19 protein-coding genes and 1 pseudogene are annotated in these 16658 nt (G+C 54.1%); 13 read left to right on the plus strand and 7 right to left on the minus strand.

The window, feature by feature from the left end:
* Positions 1 to 104: 104 nt before the first annotated feature.
* The gene (locus RAC90_RS17440) at positions 105 to 530 is read left to right on the plus strand and encodes a DUF2946 domain-containing protein (protein WP_375124595.1); all 426 of its coding nucleotides are present in this window, start codon (positions 105 to 107) and stop codon (positions 528 to 530) included.
* 67 nt (positions 531 to 597) lie between these two features.
* Complete coding sequence (locus tag RAC90_RS17445) at positions 598 to 2325, plus strand: DUF2534 family protein (protein ID WP_058702480.1); 1728 nt, start codon at positions 598 to 600, stop codon at positions 2323 to 2325.
* A 35-nt stretch (positions 2326 to 2360) separates the two neighbouring features.
* Here RAC90_RS17445 and RAC90_RS17450 read toward each other — a convergent pair whose 3' ends face one another.
* Positions 2361 to 2603, minus strand: coding sequence for a hypothetical protein (locus tag RAC90_RS17450; RefSeq protein WP_058702583.1), 243 nt, complete (start codon positions 2601 to 2603; stop codon positions 2361 to 2363).
* Positions 2604 to 2771: 168 nt separating this feature from the next.
* Between RAC90_RS17450 and RAC90_RS17455 the strand changes: the two genes are divergently transcribed.
* From RAC90_RS17455 to crtB, 6 genes are all read left to right on the plus strand, one after another.
* Positions 2772 to 3302, plus strand: a complete 531-nt coding sequence (locus RAC90_RS17455) for a YtfJ family protein (protein ID WP_058702481.1) — start codon at positions 2772 to 2774, stop codon at positions 3300 to 3302.
* A gap of 245 nt (positions 3303 to 3547) precedes the next feature.
* Positions 3548 to 4459: a polyprenyl synthetase family protein gene (locus RAC90_RS17460; protein ID WP_033742307.1), complete on the plus strand. Its 912-nt coding sequence runs from the start codon at positions 3548 to 3550 to the stop codon at positions 4457 to 4459.
* A gap of 9 nt (positions 4460 to 4468) precedes the next feature.
* Positions 4469 to 5764: a glycosyltransferase gene (locus RAC90_RS17465; protein ID WP_058702482.1), complete on the plus strand. Its 1296-nt coding sequence runs from the start codon at positions 4469 to 4471 to the stop codon at positions 5762 to 5764.
* A complete protein-coding gene (gene crtY, locus RAC90_RS17470) occupies positions 5748 to 6896 on the plus strand; it encodes a lycopene beta-cyclase CrtY (RefSeq protein WP_058702483.1) in 1149 nt (382 codons plus the stop codon). Before RAC90_RS17465 ends, crtY begins: the two co-directional genes overlap by 17 nt.
* A gap of 11 nt (positions 6897 to 6907) precedes the next feature.
* Positions 6908 to 8386, plus strand: coding sequence for a phytoene desaturase (locus tag RAC90_RS17475; RefSeq protein ID WP_006122048.1), 1479 nt, complete (start codon positions 6908 to 6910; stop codon positions 8384 to 8386).
* The gene (crtB, locus tag RAC90_RS17480; protein WP_039339600.1) at positions 8383 to 9312 is read left to right on the plus strand and encodes a 15-cis-phytoene synthase CrtB; all 930 of its coding nucleotides are present in this window, start codon (positions 8383 to 8385) and stop codon (positions 9310 to 9312) included. Before RAC90_RS17475 ends, crtB begins: the two co-directional genes overlap by 4 nt.
* Here the strand turns inward: crtB and RAC90_RS17485 are convergent.
* The 3 genes from RAC90_RS17485 to RAC90_RS17495 form a co-directional block, all read right to left on the minus strand.
* The gene (locus RAC90_RS17485) at positions 9251 to 9778 is read right to left on the minus strand and encodes a sterol desaturase family protein (RefSeq protein WP_033742309.1); all 528 of its coding nucleotides are present in this window, start codon (positions 9776 to 9778) and stop codon (positions 9251 to 9253) included. The genes crtB and RAC90_RS17485 overlap by 62 nt on opposite strands.
* Positions 9779 to 9890: 112 nt before the next feature.
* Entirely contained in the window at positions 9891 to 10907 is a 1017-nt protein-coding gene (locus RAC90_RS17490) for an NAD(P)-dependent alcohol dehydrogenase (protein WP_006122045.1), read from the minus strand.
* Positions 10908 to 10919: 12 nt separating this feature from the next.
* Entirely contained in the window at positions 10920 to 11504 is a 585-nt protein-coding gene (locus RAC90_RS17495) for a flavin reductase family protein (protein ID WP_058702484.1), read from the minus strand.
* A gap of 343 nt (positions 11505 to 11847) precedes the next feature.
* Between RAC90_RS17495 and RAC90_RS17500 the strand changes: the two genes are divergently transcribed.
* Together RAC90_RS17500 and RAC90_RS17505 are read left to right on the plus strand one after the other, a co-directional pair.
* Positions 11848 to 12399 (plus strand): thioredoxin domain-containing protein, encoded by a 552-nt coding sequence (locus RAC90_RS17500; protein WP_033742311.1) that lies wholly within the window; start codon positions 11848 to 11850, stop codon positions 12397 to 12399.
* A gap of 59 nt (positions 12400 to 12458) precedes the next feature.
* Positions 12459 to 12872, plus strand: a complete 414-nt coding sequence (locus RAC90_RS17505; protein WP_006122042.1) for an ASCH domain-containing protein — start codon at positions 12459 to 12461, stop codon at positions 12870 to 12872.
* Between the two features lie 17 nt (positions 12873 to 12889).
* Here the strand turns inward: RAC90_RS17505 and RAC90_RS17510 are convergent.
* Positions 12890 to 13284: pseudogene (locus tag RAC90_RS17510) on the minus strand (YybH family protein).
* A gap of 65 nt (positions 13285 to 13349) precedes the next feature.
* On the opposite strand from RAC90_RS17510, the gene RAC90_RS17515 reads away from it, so the two are divergent.
* Genes RAC90_RS17515 through RAC90_RS17525 form a run of 3 tightly spaced genes read left to right on the plus strand, consistent with a single transcriptional unit; the run spans position 13350 to position 14879 of the window.
* Complete coding sequence (locus RAC90_RS17515) at positions 13350 to 13724, plus strand: VOC family protein (RefSeq protein WP_006122041.1); 375 nt, start codon at positions 13350 to 13352, stop codon at positions 13722 to 13724.
* Positions 13725 to 13776: 52 nt separating this feature from the next.
* Positions 13777 to 14379 carry a LysE family translocator gene (locus RAC90_RS17520; protein ID WP_058702485.1) on the plus strand — a complete coding sequence of 201 codons (603 nt, stop codon included), beginning with the start codon at positions 13777 to 13779 and terminating at the stop codon, positions 14377 to 14379.
* Between the two features lie 59 nt (positions 14380 to 14438).
* Positions 14439 to 14879: a GNAT family N-acetyltransferase gene (locus tag RAC90_RS17525; RefSeq protein ID WP_375124579.1), complete on the plus strand. Its 441-nt coding sequence runs from the start codon at positions 14439 to 14441 to the stop codon at positions 14877 to 14879.
* Between the two features lie 46 nt (positions 14880 to 14925).
* On the opposite strand, the gene RAC90_RS17530 is transcribed toward RAC90_RS17525, so the two are convergent.
* A complete protein-coding gene (locus RAC90_RS17530; protein ID WP_375124580.1) occupies positions 14926 to 15888 on the minus strand; it encodes a ThiF family adenylyltransferase in 963 nt (320 codons plus the stop codon).
* Between the two features lie 9 nt (positions 15889 to 15897).
* On the minus strand, positions 15898 to 16656 hold the full coding sequence (locus RAC90_RS17535; protein ID WP_058702488.1) for a thiazole synthase: 759 nt from the start codon (positions 16654 to 16656) through the stop codon (positions 15898 to 15900).
* Positions 16657 to 16658: the final 2 nt, after the last annotated feature.

Genomic DNA, 16658 nt, shown 5'->3' on the forward strand with positions numbered 1-16658 from the left:
AAAAGGTGCTAATTTTTTGGGGCAAAAAGGCATTTCTTTTAACCCTAAACTCTCTGACGCGTTACACTGCCGCCTCTATCGTGTACCCGACTACCGCCGTTCAGATGATTAACGCCACCCATTATAATCGACAACGTTTTACCGCCTGTCTTGCGATACTGGCGGTACTGCTGTTGTTCATTGCACCGATGGTATCCAAAAATCTGGCTGAAAATCGTGACGCGATGGCGATGTCCGACATGTCGATGATGGACCAGCATAACGATATGATCATGGCCGACATGCCGATGGGGGATCACCATAGCGATATGGCCATGGGCGATCACAGCATGATGATGAGTGCCTGTGGTTATTGCGATCTGCTGGTCCATATCCCCTTTATGCTGTGGGTGTCTATTCCGTTCATCTGGTTAATGTGTTTAATTAGCCGGGCCCCACCGACTCCCGATACGTTTTGCCCCCTGTTACCGCGCCACAAGCGGGTTTACCGGCAGCGCGCCCCACCATTGCAAATGCGCGTCTCAATTTAATGTGATCTTTTCTTCTTCGTCATCCACGAAGAAGAAAAGCCCGGTATTCTCGAAATATGGAATCGCTATGAGTGTTTCACAAGAAATAACATCGCCGCCGCGCGGCACGGTACTGAATGTTTTGCGCCGTTTGCATTTTTACATTGGCCTGTTTATTGCGCCGTTTATTTTTATTGCGGCATTAACCGGCACGCTTTATGTCCTGACGCCACAGATAGAAAACGTAATTTATAAAGATGCGTTAACCGCGGAACCTGTGGGTGCCGCTCAGCCGCTGTCCGCTCAGATTGCTGCGGCGCGGCGATATGTTGGTGATGCGCGGATTTATGCGGTACGGCCTGCGCCCGGCGCTCATGACACCACTCGCGTGCAATTTACGGATGCACAGTCAGGCCCATCAGAGTCACGCTCTGTTTTCATCGATCCTTATACGCTTCGCGTCAAAGGTGATATGACCGTATACGGCACCAGCGGCGTGTTACCTCTGCGGATGTGGCTTGACCAGATGCATCGTGGACTGCTGCTGGGGGATGTTGGCCGCAACTACAGTGAACTCGCGGCGTCGTGGTTGTGGGTAGCGGCGCTGGGCGGGATCGTGTTGTGGTCTGGTACCCGGCCCCGGCGTCAGGTAAAAACGCGCAAGACGGGTTTTGCACTGACACGATACTGGCATATTACGCTGGGCCTGGTGTTATCTCTGGGGTTGATCTTTTTCTCCGTTACGGGATTGACCTGGTCGCAGTGGGCCGGGAGCAATATTGATAAAATGCGTAGCGATCTTGGCTGGCTGACACCGCAGGTCAGAACGGCATTAAACGGGGCTGCACCCTCTGCGCCTGCCGATCCCCACGCCGATCATCATCCCGACATGGACGGCATGGTGATGGAGACTTCAATGCCGGGTCATCATGCCAGTATGCCCGCCGTATTCAATCAGCCGGACGCGGACTGGGACAGCGTTGAACACGCCGCGCGCCTGGCCGGTTTACACGCTGCCAAAATTGAGCTGCGCCAGCCCAAAAACCCTGACCAGGCCTGGACGGTCAGTGAGATAGATCGTCGCTGGCCGACGCAGGTCGACTCGGTATCCGTAAATCCGCATGACTTCAGCATTGTTGATCACGTTGAGTTTGCCCGTTTCCCGCTGGTCGCAAAACTTACGCGCTGGGGCGTGGATGCACATATGGGCGTGCTGTTTGGCTTACCCAATCAGTTGCTTCTCGCGTTCTTTGGTTTTGGTTTGTGCGCCATGATCGTGCTCGGCTACCGCATGTGGTGGATTCGACGCCCGGCACTGCCGCAGGCCAATCCAGTGCAAACGCTGCTCGCGGCCTGGCTGGCGTTACCCCGCTATCTTCAGGGCTCAAGCCTGATTCTCGCCCTGGCTCTGGGTTATGCGTTGCCGCTGATGGGCGTCAGTTTAGTGGTCTTTGTGCTTCTGGATCTGCAACGCTGGCGTAAAGCGCAGCGTGCGGTACGCCAGGTGGTCGCTACGCCGGAAGATCAACAATCGCCGCTGGCGATTGTGCAGTCCCGTTTTGCAGTAAAGCGTAAAGAGATGCGCTATTTCCTGCGCAGTGTCGCCATTCTCGCCATTATTGTCGGAACGGTGATGGCTCGCGCCATGGTGAGTGGTGTAATTGAGCAATACAATATTCCGTTCAGCGACTGGACCGCGATGATGTATATCACGCAGGCCTTGATGATTTTGCTTTATACAACAGTGTTTACAGGCTTAATGTCCATTCCGCTCTGGTACTTCTTCCTGGGTGAAAGCGACGAGCAAGGTAAATAAACAATGTCGCCCGCTAAAAGCGGGCGACAGTGCTGTCAGGCATAATAACTTTTGCCCGTTCTGTGATGATGGACAACATGGGCACGTTGTAGCGCATGTTTAAACTGCCGTACATCCTCGCGTAACCAGTGACGCTGCGTTAAAGGCAGATGCTCCAGCCCCTCAGGCAACGGTACCCCATATAACGCCCCACGATTGCAAAGCGCTCTGACCAGGCTTGTTTGCGAAATACCCAGATAGGTCGCCATTTCGGGTAATGTCATAAACTCTGCATGCATGTTCACCTCCCAACCTGTCGTTAATGCTGCATTTTTGTTCAATTCAGGGCGATTCTTATTGATCTGCGTCATATACACGCATTAAACAGACGAAAGAGGGAGAAAGTTGCTAAGCTGGAAGTTCTGCTTAAGACAACATGAGAAGACCACGTGCAACGTTATGGATTGATGGTGCTTTTTCTTGTTTCCTGTTGGTCTCATGCTCACACATTTACGATGGGCAAACCTGTTCCGGCCGTTTCTGTCGCAGATAAAGGTGAAATGCAGTTACGCAACGGTCAAATTCACTACCAAACTTGGAACAGTCAGTCACTTACAGGAAAAGCCCGTTTACTTATTCATGTGGCTGGCCGGTTATCGGCTAAAGAGCAGTCCGCAGGCCTCATCAGCGCCATTCAGCAGGCCAGTCTGCCGGAAAAGACCTTTCAGACAACTACCATCGTTAATACCGACGATGCGCTGCCGGGCAGCAGTATTTTTGTGGTTAACAGCATTCGCGCCAGTAAAAAAGCGTCGCCGTGGCAGCAGTTCATCATTGACAGCAGTGGCCTTGCCCGCCATCGCTGGCAGCTTAAACCGGGCGGGGCGGCGGCAATTGTTCTTGACGCACAAGGCAATGTGCAATTTGCCAAAGACACTCCCCTGAGCGCGGATGACATTTCACAGATTATTTCGCTATTACGGGCGCTGACGCGCTGAAGAACGATCCAGGTGATTAAGAGCTGTCCGGCAGAGGGCAGTGACGGAGGTTGATGAATTTCCCCTCTTTTCTTAAAGCTCAACTAGTATTAATTATATGGGTTTAGCCCCAAAAAAACTGAAAACCCGAACGGTAAAAAACGGGTAGCCCTGCCAACGATGCTCTGGCAGTTAAAGTATCTTTTAAAATGGCATCGCACGTTTTAGCGTTGTCGTAAATGTATTCGTTAATAAGGACAGCCCGAATGACGGTCTGCGCAAAAAAACACGTTCACCTTACTGGCATTTCGGCTGAGCAGTTGCTGGCTGATATCGATAGCCGCCTTGATCAGTTACTGCCGGTTCAGGGTGAGCGGGATTGTGTGGGTGCCGCGATGCGTGAAGGCACGCTGGCACCGGGCAAACGTATTCGTCCGATGCTGCTGTTATTAACAGCGCGCGATCTTGGCTGTGCGATCAGTCACGGGGGATTACTGGATTTAGCCTGCGCGGTTGAAATGGTGCATGCTGCCTCGCTGATTCTGGATGATATGCCCTGCATGGACGATGCGCAGATGCGTCGGGGGCGTCCCACCATTCACACGCAGTACGGTGAACATGTGGCGATTCTGGCGGCGGTTGCTTTACTCAGCAAAGCGTTTGGGGTGATTGCCGAGGCTGAAGGTCTGACGCCGATAGCCAAAACTCGCGCGGTGTCGGAGCTGTCCACTGCGATTGGCATGCAGGGTCTGGTTCAGGGCCAGTTTAAGGACCTCTCGGAGGGCGATAAACCCCGTAGCGCCGATGCCATACTGCTAACCAATCAGTTTAAAACCAGCACGCTGTTTTGCGCGTCAACGCAAATGGCGTCCATTGCAGCCAACGCGTCCTGCGAAGCGCGTGAGAACCTGCATCGTTTCTCGCTCGATCTCGGTCAGGCCTTTCAGTTGCTTGACGATCTTACCGATGGCATGACCGATACCGGCAAAGACATCAATCAGGATGCAGGTAAATCAACGCTGGTCAATTTATTAGGCTCAGGCGCGGTCGAAGAACGCCTGCGACAGCATTTGCGCCTGGCCAGTGAACACCTTTCCGCGGCATGCCAAAACGGCCATTCCACCACCCAACTTTTTATTCAGGCCTGGTTTGACAAAAAACTCGCTGCCGTCAGTTAAGGATGCTGCATGAGCCATTTTGCGGTGATTGCACCGCCCTTTTTCAGCCATGTTCGCGCTCTGCAAAACCTTGCTCAGGAATTAGTGGCCCGCGGTCATCGTGTTACGTTTTTTCAGCAACATGACTGCAAAGCGCTGGTAACGGGCAGCGATATCGGATTCCAGACCGTCGGACTGCAAACGCATCCTCCCGGTTCCTTATCGCACCTGCTGCACCTGGCCGCGCACCCACTCGGACCCTCGATGTTACGACTGATCAATGAAATGGCACGTACCAGCGATATGCTTTGCCGGGAACTGCCCGCCGCTTTTCATGCGTTGCAGATAGAGGGCGTGATCGTTGATCAAATGGAGCCGGCAGGTGCAGTAGTCGCAGAAGCGTCAGGTCTGCCGTTTGTTTCGGTGGCCTGCGCGCTGCCGCTCAACCGCGAACCGGGTTTGCCTCTGGCGGTGATGCCTTTCGAGTACGGCACCAGCGATGCGGCTCGGGAACGCTATACCACCAGCGAAAAAATTTATGACTGGCTGATGCGACGTCACGATTGTGTGATCGCGCATCATGCCTGCAGAATGGGTTTAGCCCCGCGTGAAAAACTGCATCATTGTTTTTCTCCACTGGCACAAATCAGCCAGTTGATCCCCGAACTGGATTTTCCCCGCAAAGCACTGCCAGACTGCTTTCATGCGGTTGGACCGTTACGGCAACCCCAGGGGACGCCGGGGTCAGCAACTTCTTATTTTCCGTCCCCGGACAAACCCCGTATTTTTGCCTCGCTGGGCACCCTGCAGGGGCATCGTTATGGCCTGTTCAGGACCATCGCCAAAGCCTGCGAAGAGGTGGATGCGCAGTTACTGTTGGCACACTGTGGCGGCCTCTCAGCCACGCAGGCAGGTGAACTGGCCCGGGGCGGGGACATTCAGGTTGTGGATTTTGCCGATCAATCCGCAGCACTTTCACAGGCACAGTTGACAATCACACATGGTGGGATGAATACGGTACTGGACGCTATTGCTTCCCGCACACCGCTACTGGCGCTGCCGCTGGCATTTGATCAACCTGGCGTGGCATCACGAATTGTTTATCATGGCATCGGCAAGCGTGCGTCTCGGTTTACCACCAGCCATGCGCTGGCGCGGCAGATTCGATCGCTGCTGACTAACACCGATTACCCGCAGCGTATGACAAAAATTCAGGCCGCATTGCGTCTGGCAGGCGGCACACCAGCCGCCGCCGATATTGTTGAACAGGCGATGCGGACCTGTCAGCCAGTACTCAGTGGGCAGGATTATGCAACCGCACTATGATCTCATTCTGGTCGGTGCCGGTCTGGCTAATGGCCTTATCGCGCTCCGGCTTCAGCAACAGCATCCGGATATGCGGATCTTGCTTATTGAGGCGGGTCCTGAGGCGGGAGGGAACCATACCTGGTCCTTTCACGAAGAGGATTTAACGCTGAATCAGCATCGCTGGATAGCGCCGCTTGTGGTCCATCACTGGCCCGACTACCAGGTTCGTTTCCCTCAGCGCCGTCGCCATGTGAACAGTGGCTACTACTGCGTGACCTCCCGGCATTTCGCCGGGATACTCCGGCAACAGTTTGGACAACATTTATGGCTGCATACCGCGGTTTCAGCCGTCCATGCTGAATCGGTCCAGTTAGCGGATGGCCGGATTATTCATGCCAGTACAGTGATCGACGGACGGGGTTACACGCCTGATTCTGCACTACGCGTAGGATTCCAGGCATTTATCGGTCAGGAGTGGCAACTGAGCGCGCCGCATGGTTTATCGTCACCGATTATCATGGATGCGACGGTCGATCAGCAAAATGGCTACCGCTTTGTTTATACCCTGCCGCTTTCCGCAACCGCACTGCTGATCGAAGACACACATTACATTGACAAGGCTAATCTTCAGGCCGAACGGGCGCGTCAGAACATTCGCGATTATGCTGCGCGACAGGGTTGGCCGTTACAGACGTTGCTGCGGGAAGAACAGGGTGCATTGCCCATTACGTTAACGGGCGATAATCGTCAGTTTTGGCAACAGCAACCACAAGCCTGTAGCGGATTACGCGCCGGGCTGTTTCATCCGACAACCGGCTACTCCCTACCGCTCGCGGTGGCGCTGGCCGATCGTCTCAGCGCGCTGAATGTGTTTACCTCTTCCTCTGTTCACCAGACGATTGCTCACTTTGCCCAGCAACGTTGGCAGCAACAGGGGTTTTTCCGCATGCTGAATCGCATGTTGTTTTTAGCCGGACCGGCCGAGTCCCGCTGGCGTGTGATGCAGCGTTTCTATGGCTTACCCGAGGATTTGATTTCCCGCTTTTATGCGGGAAAACTCACCGTGATCGATCGGCTACGCATTCTGAGCGGCAAGCCGCCCGTTCCCGTTTTCGCGGCATTGCAGGCAATTATGACGACTCATCGTTGAAGAGCGACTACATGAAACCAACTACGGTAATTGGTGCGGGCTTTGGTGGCCTGGCACTGGCAATTCGTTTACAGGCCGCAGGTATTCCTGTTTTGCTGCTTGAGCAGCGCGACAAGCCGGGTGGCCGGGCTTATGTTTATCAGGAGCAGGGCTTTACTTTTGATGCAGGCCCTACCGTTATCACCGATCCCAGCGCGATTGAAGAACTGTTTGCTCTGGCCGGTAAACAGCTTAAGGATTACGTCGAGCTGTTGCCGGTCACGCCGTTTTATCGCCTGTGCTGGGAGTCCGGCAAGGTCTTCAATTACGATAACGACCAGGCCCAGTTAGAAGCGCAGATACAGCAGTTTAATCCGCGCGATGTTGCGGGTTATCGAGCGTTCCTTGACTATTCGCGTGCCGTATTCAATGAGGGCTATCTGAAGCTCGGCACTGTGCCTTTTTTATCGTTCAAAGACATGCTTCGGGCCGCGCCCCAGTTGGCAAAGCTGCAGGCCTGGCGCAGCGTTTACAGTAAAGTTGCCGGCTACATTGAGGATGAGCATCTTCGGCAGGCGTTTTCTTTTCACTCGCTCTTAGTGGGGGGGAATCCGTTTGCAACCTCGTCCATTTATACGCTGATTCACGCGTTAGAACGGGAATGGGGCGTCTGGTTTCCACGCGGTGGAACCGGTGCGCTGGTCAATGGCATGATCAAGCTGTTTCAGGATCTGGGCGGCGAAGTCGTGCTTAACGCCCGGGTCAGTCATATGGAAACCGTTGGGGACAAGATTCAGGCCGTGCAGTTGGAAGACGGCAGACGGTTTGAAACCTGCGCGGTGGCGTCGAACGCTGATGTTGTACATACCTATCGCGATCTGCTGTCTCAGCATCCCGCAGCCGCTAAGCAGGCGAAAAAACTGCAATCCAAGCGTATGAGTAACTCACTGTTTGTACTCTATTTTGGTCTCAACCATCATCACGATCAACTCGCCCATCATACCGTCTGTTTTGGGCCACGCTACCGTGAACTGATTCACGAAATTTTTAACCATGATGGTCTGGCTGAGGATTTTTCGCTTTATTTACACGCACCTTGTGTCACGGATCCGTCACTGGCACCGGAAGGTTGCGGCAGCTATTATGTGCTGGCGCCTGTTCCACACTTAGGCACGGCGAACCTCGACTGGGCGGTAGAAGGACCCCGACTGCGCGATCGTATTTTTGACTACCTTGAGCAACATTACATGCCTGGCTTGCGAAGCCAGTTGGTGACGCACCGTATGTTTACGCCGTTCGATTTCCGCGACGAGCTCAATGCCTGGCAAGGTTCGGCCTTCTCGGTTGAACCTATTCTGACCCAGAGCGCCTGGTTCCGACCACATAACCGCGATAAGCACATTGATAATCTTTATCTGGTTGGCGCAGGCACCCATCCCGGCGCGGGCATTCCCGGCGTAATCGGCTCGGCGAAGGCGACGGCAGGCTTAATGCTGGAGGACCTGATTTGACGAATACGTCATTACTGAATCATGCCGTCGAAACCATGGCGGTTGGCTCGAAAAGCTTTGCGACTGCATCGACGCTTTTCGACGCCAAAACCCGTCGCAGCGTGCTGATGCTTTACGCATGGTGCCGCCACTGCGACGACGTCATTGACGATCAAACACTGGGCTTTCATGCCGACCAGCCCTCTTCGCAGATGCCTGAGCAGCGCCTGCAGCAGCTTGAAATGAAAACGCGTCAGGCCTACGCCGGTTCGCAAATGCACGAGCCCGCTTTTGCTGCGTTTCAGGAGGTCGCGATGGCGCATGATATCGCTCCCGCCTACGCGTTCGATCATCTGGAAGGTTTTGCCATGGATGTGCGCGAAACGCGCTATCTGACATTGGACGATACGCTGCGTTATTGCTATCACGTCGCCGGTGTTGTGGGCCTGATGATGGCGCAAATTATGGGCGTTCGTGATAACGCCACACTCGATCGCGCCTGCGATCTCGGGCTGGCTTTCCAGTTGACCAACATTGCGCGTGATATTGTCGACGATGCTCAGGTGGGCCGCTGTTACCTGCCTGAAAGCTGGCTGGAACAGGAAGGACTGACGAAAGCGAATTATGCTGCGCCAGAAAACCGGCAGGCCTTAAGCCGTATCGCCGGGCGACTGGTACGGGAAGCGGAACCCTATTACGTATCATCAATGGCCGGTCTGGCACAATTACCCTTACGCTCGGCCTGGGCCATCGCGACAGCGAAGCAGGTGTACCGTAAAATTGGCGTGAAAGTTGAACAGGCCGGTAAGCAGGCCTGGGATCATCGCCAGTCCACGTCCACCGCCGAAAAATTAACGCTTTTGCTGACGGCATCCGGTCAGGCAGTTACTTCCCGGATGAAGACGTATCCACCCCGTCCTGCTCATCTCTGGCAGCGCCCGATCTAGCCGCATGCCTTTCTCTCAGCGTCGCCTGAAGTTTAGATAACGGTGGCGCGTACAGAAAACCAAAGGACACGCAGCCCTCTTTTCCCCTTACAGCATGATGCATACGGTGGGCCATGTATAACCGTTTCAGGTAGCCTTTGCGCGGTATGTAGCGGAACGGCCAGCGCTGGTGTACCAGTCCGTCGTGGACCATAAAATACAGTAAACCATAAGCGGTCATGCCTGCACCAATCCACTGGAGCGGCCAGATTCCTGTACTGCCGAAGTAAATCAGGGCAATCGACACAATGGCGAATACCACGGCATAGAGATCGTTAACTTCAAATGCGCCTTTACGCGGTTCATGATGTGAAAGATGCCAGCCCCAACCCCAGCCGTGCATGATGTATTTATGTGCCAGTGCAGCAACCACTTCCATGCCGACCACGGTGATAAACACGATCAGGGCATTCCAAATCCACAACATAATCTCTCCAGTACAGACGTCCGGCATCAAGCGTGAGGAGTTAATTTTAACAGAGATTAGCCCGTCTACTTACGGGAAAGAGAAAAGGCGCGCCAGAAAGGCGCGCCTGGCATCAGAAATCCGCCTTCAGAACCACGCGGTAATTGGCTTTACCCGCGCGTACGTGCGCCAGCGCATCGTTAATTTTGGACATTGGGAAGTACTCTACCGTCGGGGCGATATCTGCACGACCAGCCAGCTTCAGCAGTGAACGTAACTGAGCCGGAGAGCCTGTTGACGAGCCAGTAACGGCACGGTCACCCAGAATCAGACTAAAAGCCGGGACATCGAAAGGTTTCAGCACCGCGCCGACCGTATGGAACTTGCCGCGAGGAGCCAGTGCCGCAAAGTACGGCTGCCAGTCGAGATCGACCGCGACAGTGCTGATAATCAGATCGAACTGACCGGCCAGCGCTTTCAGCGCCTCGGGATCGCGACTGTTCACCACATGGTCTGCCCCCATGTCGAGGATAGCCTGCTTTTTGCTTTCAGATGAACTGAACGCCGTTACTTCCGCCCCCATGGCATGCAGGATTTTAATGGCGATATGACCCAGTCCACCAATCCCGATCACACCAACCCGGCTCATCGCCGTGATGTTGTGCATCAGCAGAGGCTTAAATACCGTGATACCGCCGCAGAGCAGTGGGCCTGCCGTGGCAGGATCCAGTTTTTCCGGCAGCGGAATGACCCATTGCCAGTTAGCACGCAGCTTCTCAGCGAAACCGCCGTGGTTGCCGATGGTCGTCGTCGTACCCTGTGCACAGTTAACGTGATCGCCACTGATGCAGGGATCGCAGTGCTGGCAGCTTTTGGCCGTCCAGCCAATGCCCACACGCTGACCAACTTTCAGCCCTTTATTTTTTGCACTGTCGCCCAGTGCGGCTACGCGTCCGATGACCTCATGACCAGCAACCACGGGATAAGCCGAAATTCCCCACTCGTTATCGATCATCGACAGGTCGGAGTGACAGACACCACAATACTCAACCTCGACTTCAACATCTTCAGCGTCCAACGGGCCGGGATCATAGTCGTAACGCTCCAGCGCTTGTCCCGCCTGCATGGCTGCGTAACTCTTAATTGTCATTCAGTACCTCTTTTAACGCGTTGATTTGGCAGTCAGCGTATTCGCAACGGTCACGAACTGACCACCGCCAAGATGATGTAATGTATGGAGCGCGGGATCCACGGCCTCGAAATGCCAGCGGCCGTCATAAAATACCCGGCTGTCAGCCGCCGCAGTGATCACCTCACCAAACAGCGTGTCATAGGCCTGTTGCGCTTCCGTTTCAGGCAGCAGACGGCACTCCATCCACGCGACACAGCTCTCTTCCAGCAACGGCACGCCATAGTGCGGACTTTCGTGTGCCTGAATAGCGAAGTCGGCAAACTTGTCCTGATCGCGCCCGGACGTGCTGCCCACCGCATAAGCCATATCCACAAAACCCGCCGCCGGTACACAAATGCCAAATGCCCCGCTGGCTTCAATGATCTCACGTGACAATGTGGATTTATCCACAACGATAGCCATTCTTGCTGGTGTGAACTCAACGGGTACCGACCAGGCTGCGGCCATGATGTTGCGGCGCTTTGACTGACTGTCGCGACTGGTAATTAACACCGTGGGACCGTGATTAAGCAGACGGCTTGCGTGTTCCAGCGCTACCGGACGAAAATGCGACATGCAGTGTTCCTCAGACCTGAACCAGGCATAAATGACGCGACTGAACCCCAATATCAGGGAATAAAGCGCGTTACCTTAGCGGCTTTTATTTCGCTTCAGTTTGCCGCTTTGTGCCTTAACGTTAAAAATAATGTTTAATATCATGATTTAACATTGATGAAATCTGATAGTGCTGGCCTTTAAAGCGAAACCGCCGGATAGCTAATTCTAGTTTGGTTTGGTTTGATGTGAGAGAAATGAGATTAATCCTTATCGGTTAAAAATAAGGTCTGCACTGGCAGAACCTGGCTAAGTTTGTCACAGTCATTGAAGCCAACTTTCATGCTTTACAACAGGAGCCGCTATGAACACTGAAACACTACGGGCAGAACCACTGACCTGGGGTCATGGGCCTCATCTTTTTGAAGTTTTTATCGAGCCCACCTGCCCTTTCTCCGTTCGGGCTTTCAATAAGCTGGATGCGCTCCTGAGCCTGGTCGGAGAAGATAAGATGACGCTTAAAGTCCATCTTCAGTCCCAGCCCTGGCATATGTATTCCGGGGTTATTGTGCGCTATATTCTTGCCGCCTCAGTACAAGGTAAAGCGGCGGCTAAAGCCGTCCTCCAGGCGGTGGCCGATCACCGCGAAGCGTTTGAGTTCACTGACCACTGCCGTGGTCCTAACATGGACACCACGCCTAACCAACTCCTGGCACGGCTCAGGGATTACAGCGGCATTGATGCTTATGCGGCTTTCGATCGCCCTGACTTACAAAATCTGGTGAAATGGCACTGTAAGTATGCCCGTCAGAACGGGATTCATGTTTCGCCAACCTTCATGATTAATGGTCTGGTCCAGCCCGATATCGGCAGCGGCGATTCGGTTGAACAGTGGGCAGAACGCCTTCTGGCCTGATATTCCCCTGCGATGCACACAAACTGAGTGGATAACCCATAAACGGACGTAATATTCCCATGACAATGAATGTGGAACAAATAAAGGCTAAATATCCTGGCGCACTGTCGTGGTCATTTGGCGATTCACCTGAGCTGGCGAATGAACTGGCGACCCTGGTCCTGACCGGGAAGAAAATTGCCACCTGCAGCTCACTGCAGGGCTGGTACGATGACGACGTCAGGCCGCTGCCTGGCGGTTACAACATTATTTTAGATGGCGAGAAAAAACCGCTGTGCGTCGTCAGAACGACCGGGCTTTTTCTGACGCGCTTTGATCGCGTCACGCCGGAAATGGCCATGATGGAAGGAGAAGGCGACCTGAGTCTTGAGTACTGGCAGCGTGAACATCAACGCTTCTTCCAGCGCAACGGCGGATTCAGTCCCGAAATGGAGCTGATCTTTGAAACCTTCCAGCTGGTGGAAGTCATCTGACTAACCGCCCGTTCGTATTACATCCGAACGGGCGGTTTCATTCCGGGGCAGCAGGCCGAATCAACGGTGCAGCGCCATTGACCATCACTGTCCCGGCGAAACACATAGGTGGCGCGCCGGGTCGTTTCAACATGGTTTTCCTGCTGACAGGGATAACGCAGCACGGTTTCCATGATCACCAGCGCCGTTTTCCCCTCTCAATGACCGCCATTCGGCCCAGCTCAACCATCCGCTTATCCTGAACAATGGCCTTAAAAGCACGACGCATGGCGGCCTTGCCCGTTACTGTCATTCCCGGCTTTATCATCAGGCTGGCATCCTCTACATAGTGCTGCATCAATGCATCGTAATCACGGGAAGTCATCGCCCTGTCGCATCGTCTGACAACCTGTAAAACAGGTAGCTCATTCATCAGCTCTTCCGCACGCATTGCGGGTATGTTAAGTATATGCTTACCGATGTTAAAAGGAGTTAATCATGTTTAGTCATATGGTTGTTGGTACAGACGATATTGAACAGGCTAAAAAATTCTATGACGCCATTTTTGCCGTAATAGCGTGTGAAGAGCAGGGAATTGATGCCATAGGCCGCCCTTTTTATTCGAAAAATAACCAGCGTTTTATTGTCACTAAGCCCATTAATGGTCAACCGGCCACCTTTGCCAATGGCGGAACCATTGGCTTTGCGATGCCCTCATCTGACGCCGTCTTCCGCTGGCATCAGCAGGGTCTCGAAAACGGCGGAACCTCGGCTGAATCCCCACCGCATATCAGAGAAACCGATGGTCGTTGTGTCGCTTATCTCAGAGATCCCACCGGTAACAAGCTGTGTGCTTTCTACAATCCGTCATAGTGTATGATCGGTTCTGTACACGCAGCGAAAAAGCCTTGTAAACGGAGAGCCGTTGGATATTAATCTCGCTGGCTTTCTGCCTGCACTGTTGCCGATTGCGCTGTCACCTGGGGCGAGTTTCACTCTGGCGATGAACAGTGCACTTACATCAGGCTACAGAGGCTTGTTTAAAACACTGTTCGGCACTGCGCTGGGTATTTACACGCACGCGCTACTGATTGGACTGGGACTGTCAACGGCGCTGGTGGCGTCATCCACAGTGTTCACCTGGTTGAAAATCGTGGGGGGCGTTTATTTACTGTGGCTTGGCGGACTGCTGTTTATTACCGGGATAAAGACAAAAACCTTTACGCTGAACGCCATGGACAGCGCGGTGACGATAAAAGGCGCCTGGCTGGCCAACGTCATTAACCCTAAAGCTATCCTGTTCTACCTGACGGTGGTTTCCCAGTTTACAGGCGACAGAACCGATCTGGCTGCCTTCCTGAGCCTGGCCACCGTGCACATTGTGGTGATGTGTCTCTGGCTCACGCTTATCAGCCAGCTACTGGTTTTTTCAGCGCAAAGCGTGAATCCCGTTGTTCTGAAACGCTATGTAAACATGGCAGGGGGCCTTTTGCTGATAGTGATTGCCGTACACAACCTGGTATCCTGATCGTGCGTTCAACGCGGTCATCATAACTTTCATTCATATCGGAAGGCAGGGGGAAACAGATGGTGGCCGTTCAGCAATGGTGTAAAGACGATTATCTGATCACGACAGATCGCGCAAGGATGGATATTGAGGCGATTCATCGCTATCTTACCCGCTCAACATGGGCAGCCGGTATTGATGTGGAAACGGTGGCTCTGTCGATAGAGAACAGCTTAAATTTTGGCCTTTTTCATCATCAACAGCAGCTCGGATTTGCACGCTTTGTTACTGATTACGCCACCTTTGCCTATTTATGTGATGTCTACGTGCTGGAAGAGTATCAGGGCGCAGGTCTGGGAGGTTGGCTGATTACCTGCTGTCAGTCCCATCCCATCGTGGATAAACTTCGCAGGATGCTACTGTTCACCTCAACCGCGCCATGGCTATATAAAAAGTTCGGTTATGAGCCCGTCAACCGGCCCGATTACGCCTGGACGATTACCCGACCCGATATCTATTAGGCCCGTCGTTCAGACCGGGCCTGATAAGCCTGCTTTTCCGTCAGATTTAGCGGTCGGCGATGATGGCCAGCCGCTCACAGCCACGCGCCTCCAGTGCCTGCGCGGCCTGAGCGGCACGCATGCCGCTGGCGCAGACCAGAACAATGCGCTTATCCGCAGGCGGCTGCCAGCGGGCAATATCCTGTGGCAGTAGCCTCTCAGCATTCGTGCTGACGCTCACGGGGGCTTCATCCATCCCACGTAACTCCACCACGCAGTCATCTGGCGTCAACAAGGCAGGATCAATAAACGGAATCCCGGGTTTTTCCGGTTCCGGTGCCGCGTCAAAGCGGAACTGACGCAGTTGCCATGACACAAAATCACAGTTGATCATGCACCCTAACGGTGACGGCGACAGCGTTAGCAGTATGCTGAGCGCCATCTGAGCCTGCATGGCGCCTAAGGTGGCAACCGCCGGGCCTAAAATCCCCGCGGTGTTGCAGTTGCCTGATGCTTTGGGTAAACGGGGAAACAGCGCGCGATAGCTGGGCGCTCCGCCGCTAAATCCGCCAACATAGCCCTGTCTTCCCAGCACAGAGGCACTCACCAGGGGAATTCGTCGGGCATAGCAGTTGTCGGAGAGCAGATAGGTCACAGCAAAATTGTCTGCGGCGTCAATGACCAAATCAATTCCTGTCATTGCCGTATCGATAATGCTGGCACGCAGAGCATCAGCATGCGGCTCAATGACTATGTCAGGATTGCGTTGCGCCAGCGCACGCTGCGCGCAGAAGACCTTGGGCTCGCCAATGTCGGCAACGGTAAACAATGTCTGGCGATGCAAATTATGCAGCGTCACGACATCATGATCATACAGCCGGATATAGCCCACGCCGGCCCCTGCGAGCAGGGGCAACAGGGTTGACGCGAGTCCACCTGCGCCCACGACCAGAACGCGGGCTGCAGCCAGCGCCTGCTGCCCCTCATCCCCGACTTCAGGCAACATAGTCTGTCGTTGATATCGCGACATTTTCGCTCCTTAACTGAACTGCGCCAGACCAAAAACGGGTGTGGAGGCGACCGCCATATCCCGACGTTCCATCATGCCGGCCAACCGCGCCTGATGTCCTGACTGAATGGCACTGGCAAACGCTCCCGCCATGCGTACCGGATCGTGGGATTTCGCGACGGCGGTATTCAGCAACACGGCATCAAAGCCCAGCTCCATCGCCTGCGCCGCCTGGCTGGGAGCACCGATCCCCGCGTCAATAATCAGCGGAACGTCTTTAAACCAGGCACGCATGGTGCGTAAACCGTCAATATTGCGTAGCCCCTGCCCCGAGCCAATGGGCGCGCCCCAGGGCATCAGCACCTGACAGCCCGCTTCCAGCAGTTTTTCGCCCACAATCAGATCTTCTGTGGTGTAAGGAAAAACATGAAAACCTTCGGCACATAAAATACGGGCGGCCTCGACCAGGGCGAAAGGATCCGGTTGCAGGGTATCCGCATGCCCGATCACTTCCAGTTTGATCCATGGCGTGGCAAACAGTTCGCGCGCCATATGCGCCGTCGTGACGGCTTCCCTGACGGTGTGGCAACCCGCCGTATTGGGTAACACGCGCTTATTCAGCGTTTTCAGTAAATCTCGAAAGGCCCCACCCTGATTTCCTTCCCGACGCAGACTGACCGTGATGATATCCGCACCGGAGGCCACAACAGCCTGCTGAAGAATATCCGGTGAGGGATAACCGGCCGTGCCCAGTAAAAAACGGGAGTCGCCCGTGTAGTCGTAAAACATGA

Origin of the sequence: Pantoea sp. CS_6 (assembly GCF_041954745.1) — a bacterium.
Lineage (GTDB): Bacteria > Pseudomonadota > Gammaproteobacteria > Enterobacterales > Enterobacteriaceae > Pantoea > Pantoea stewartii.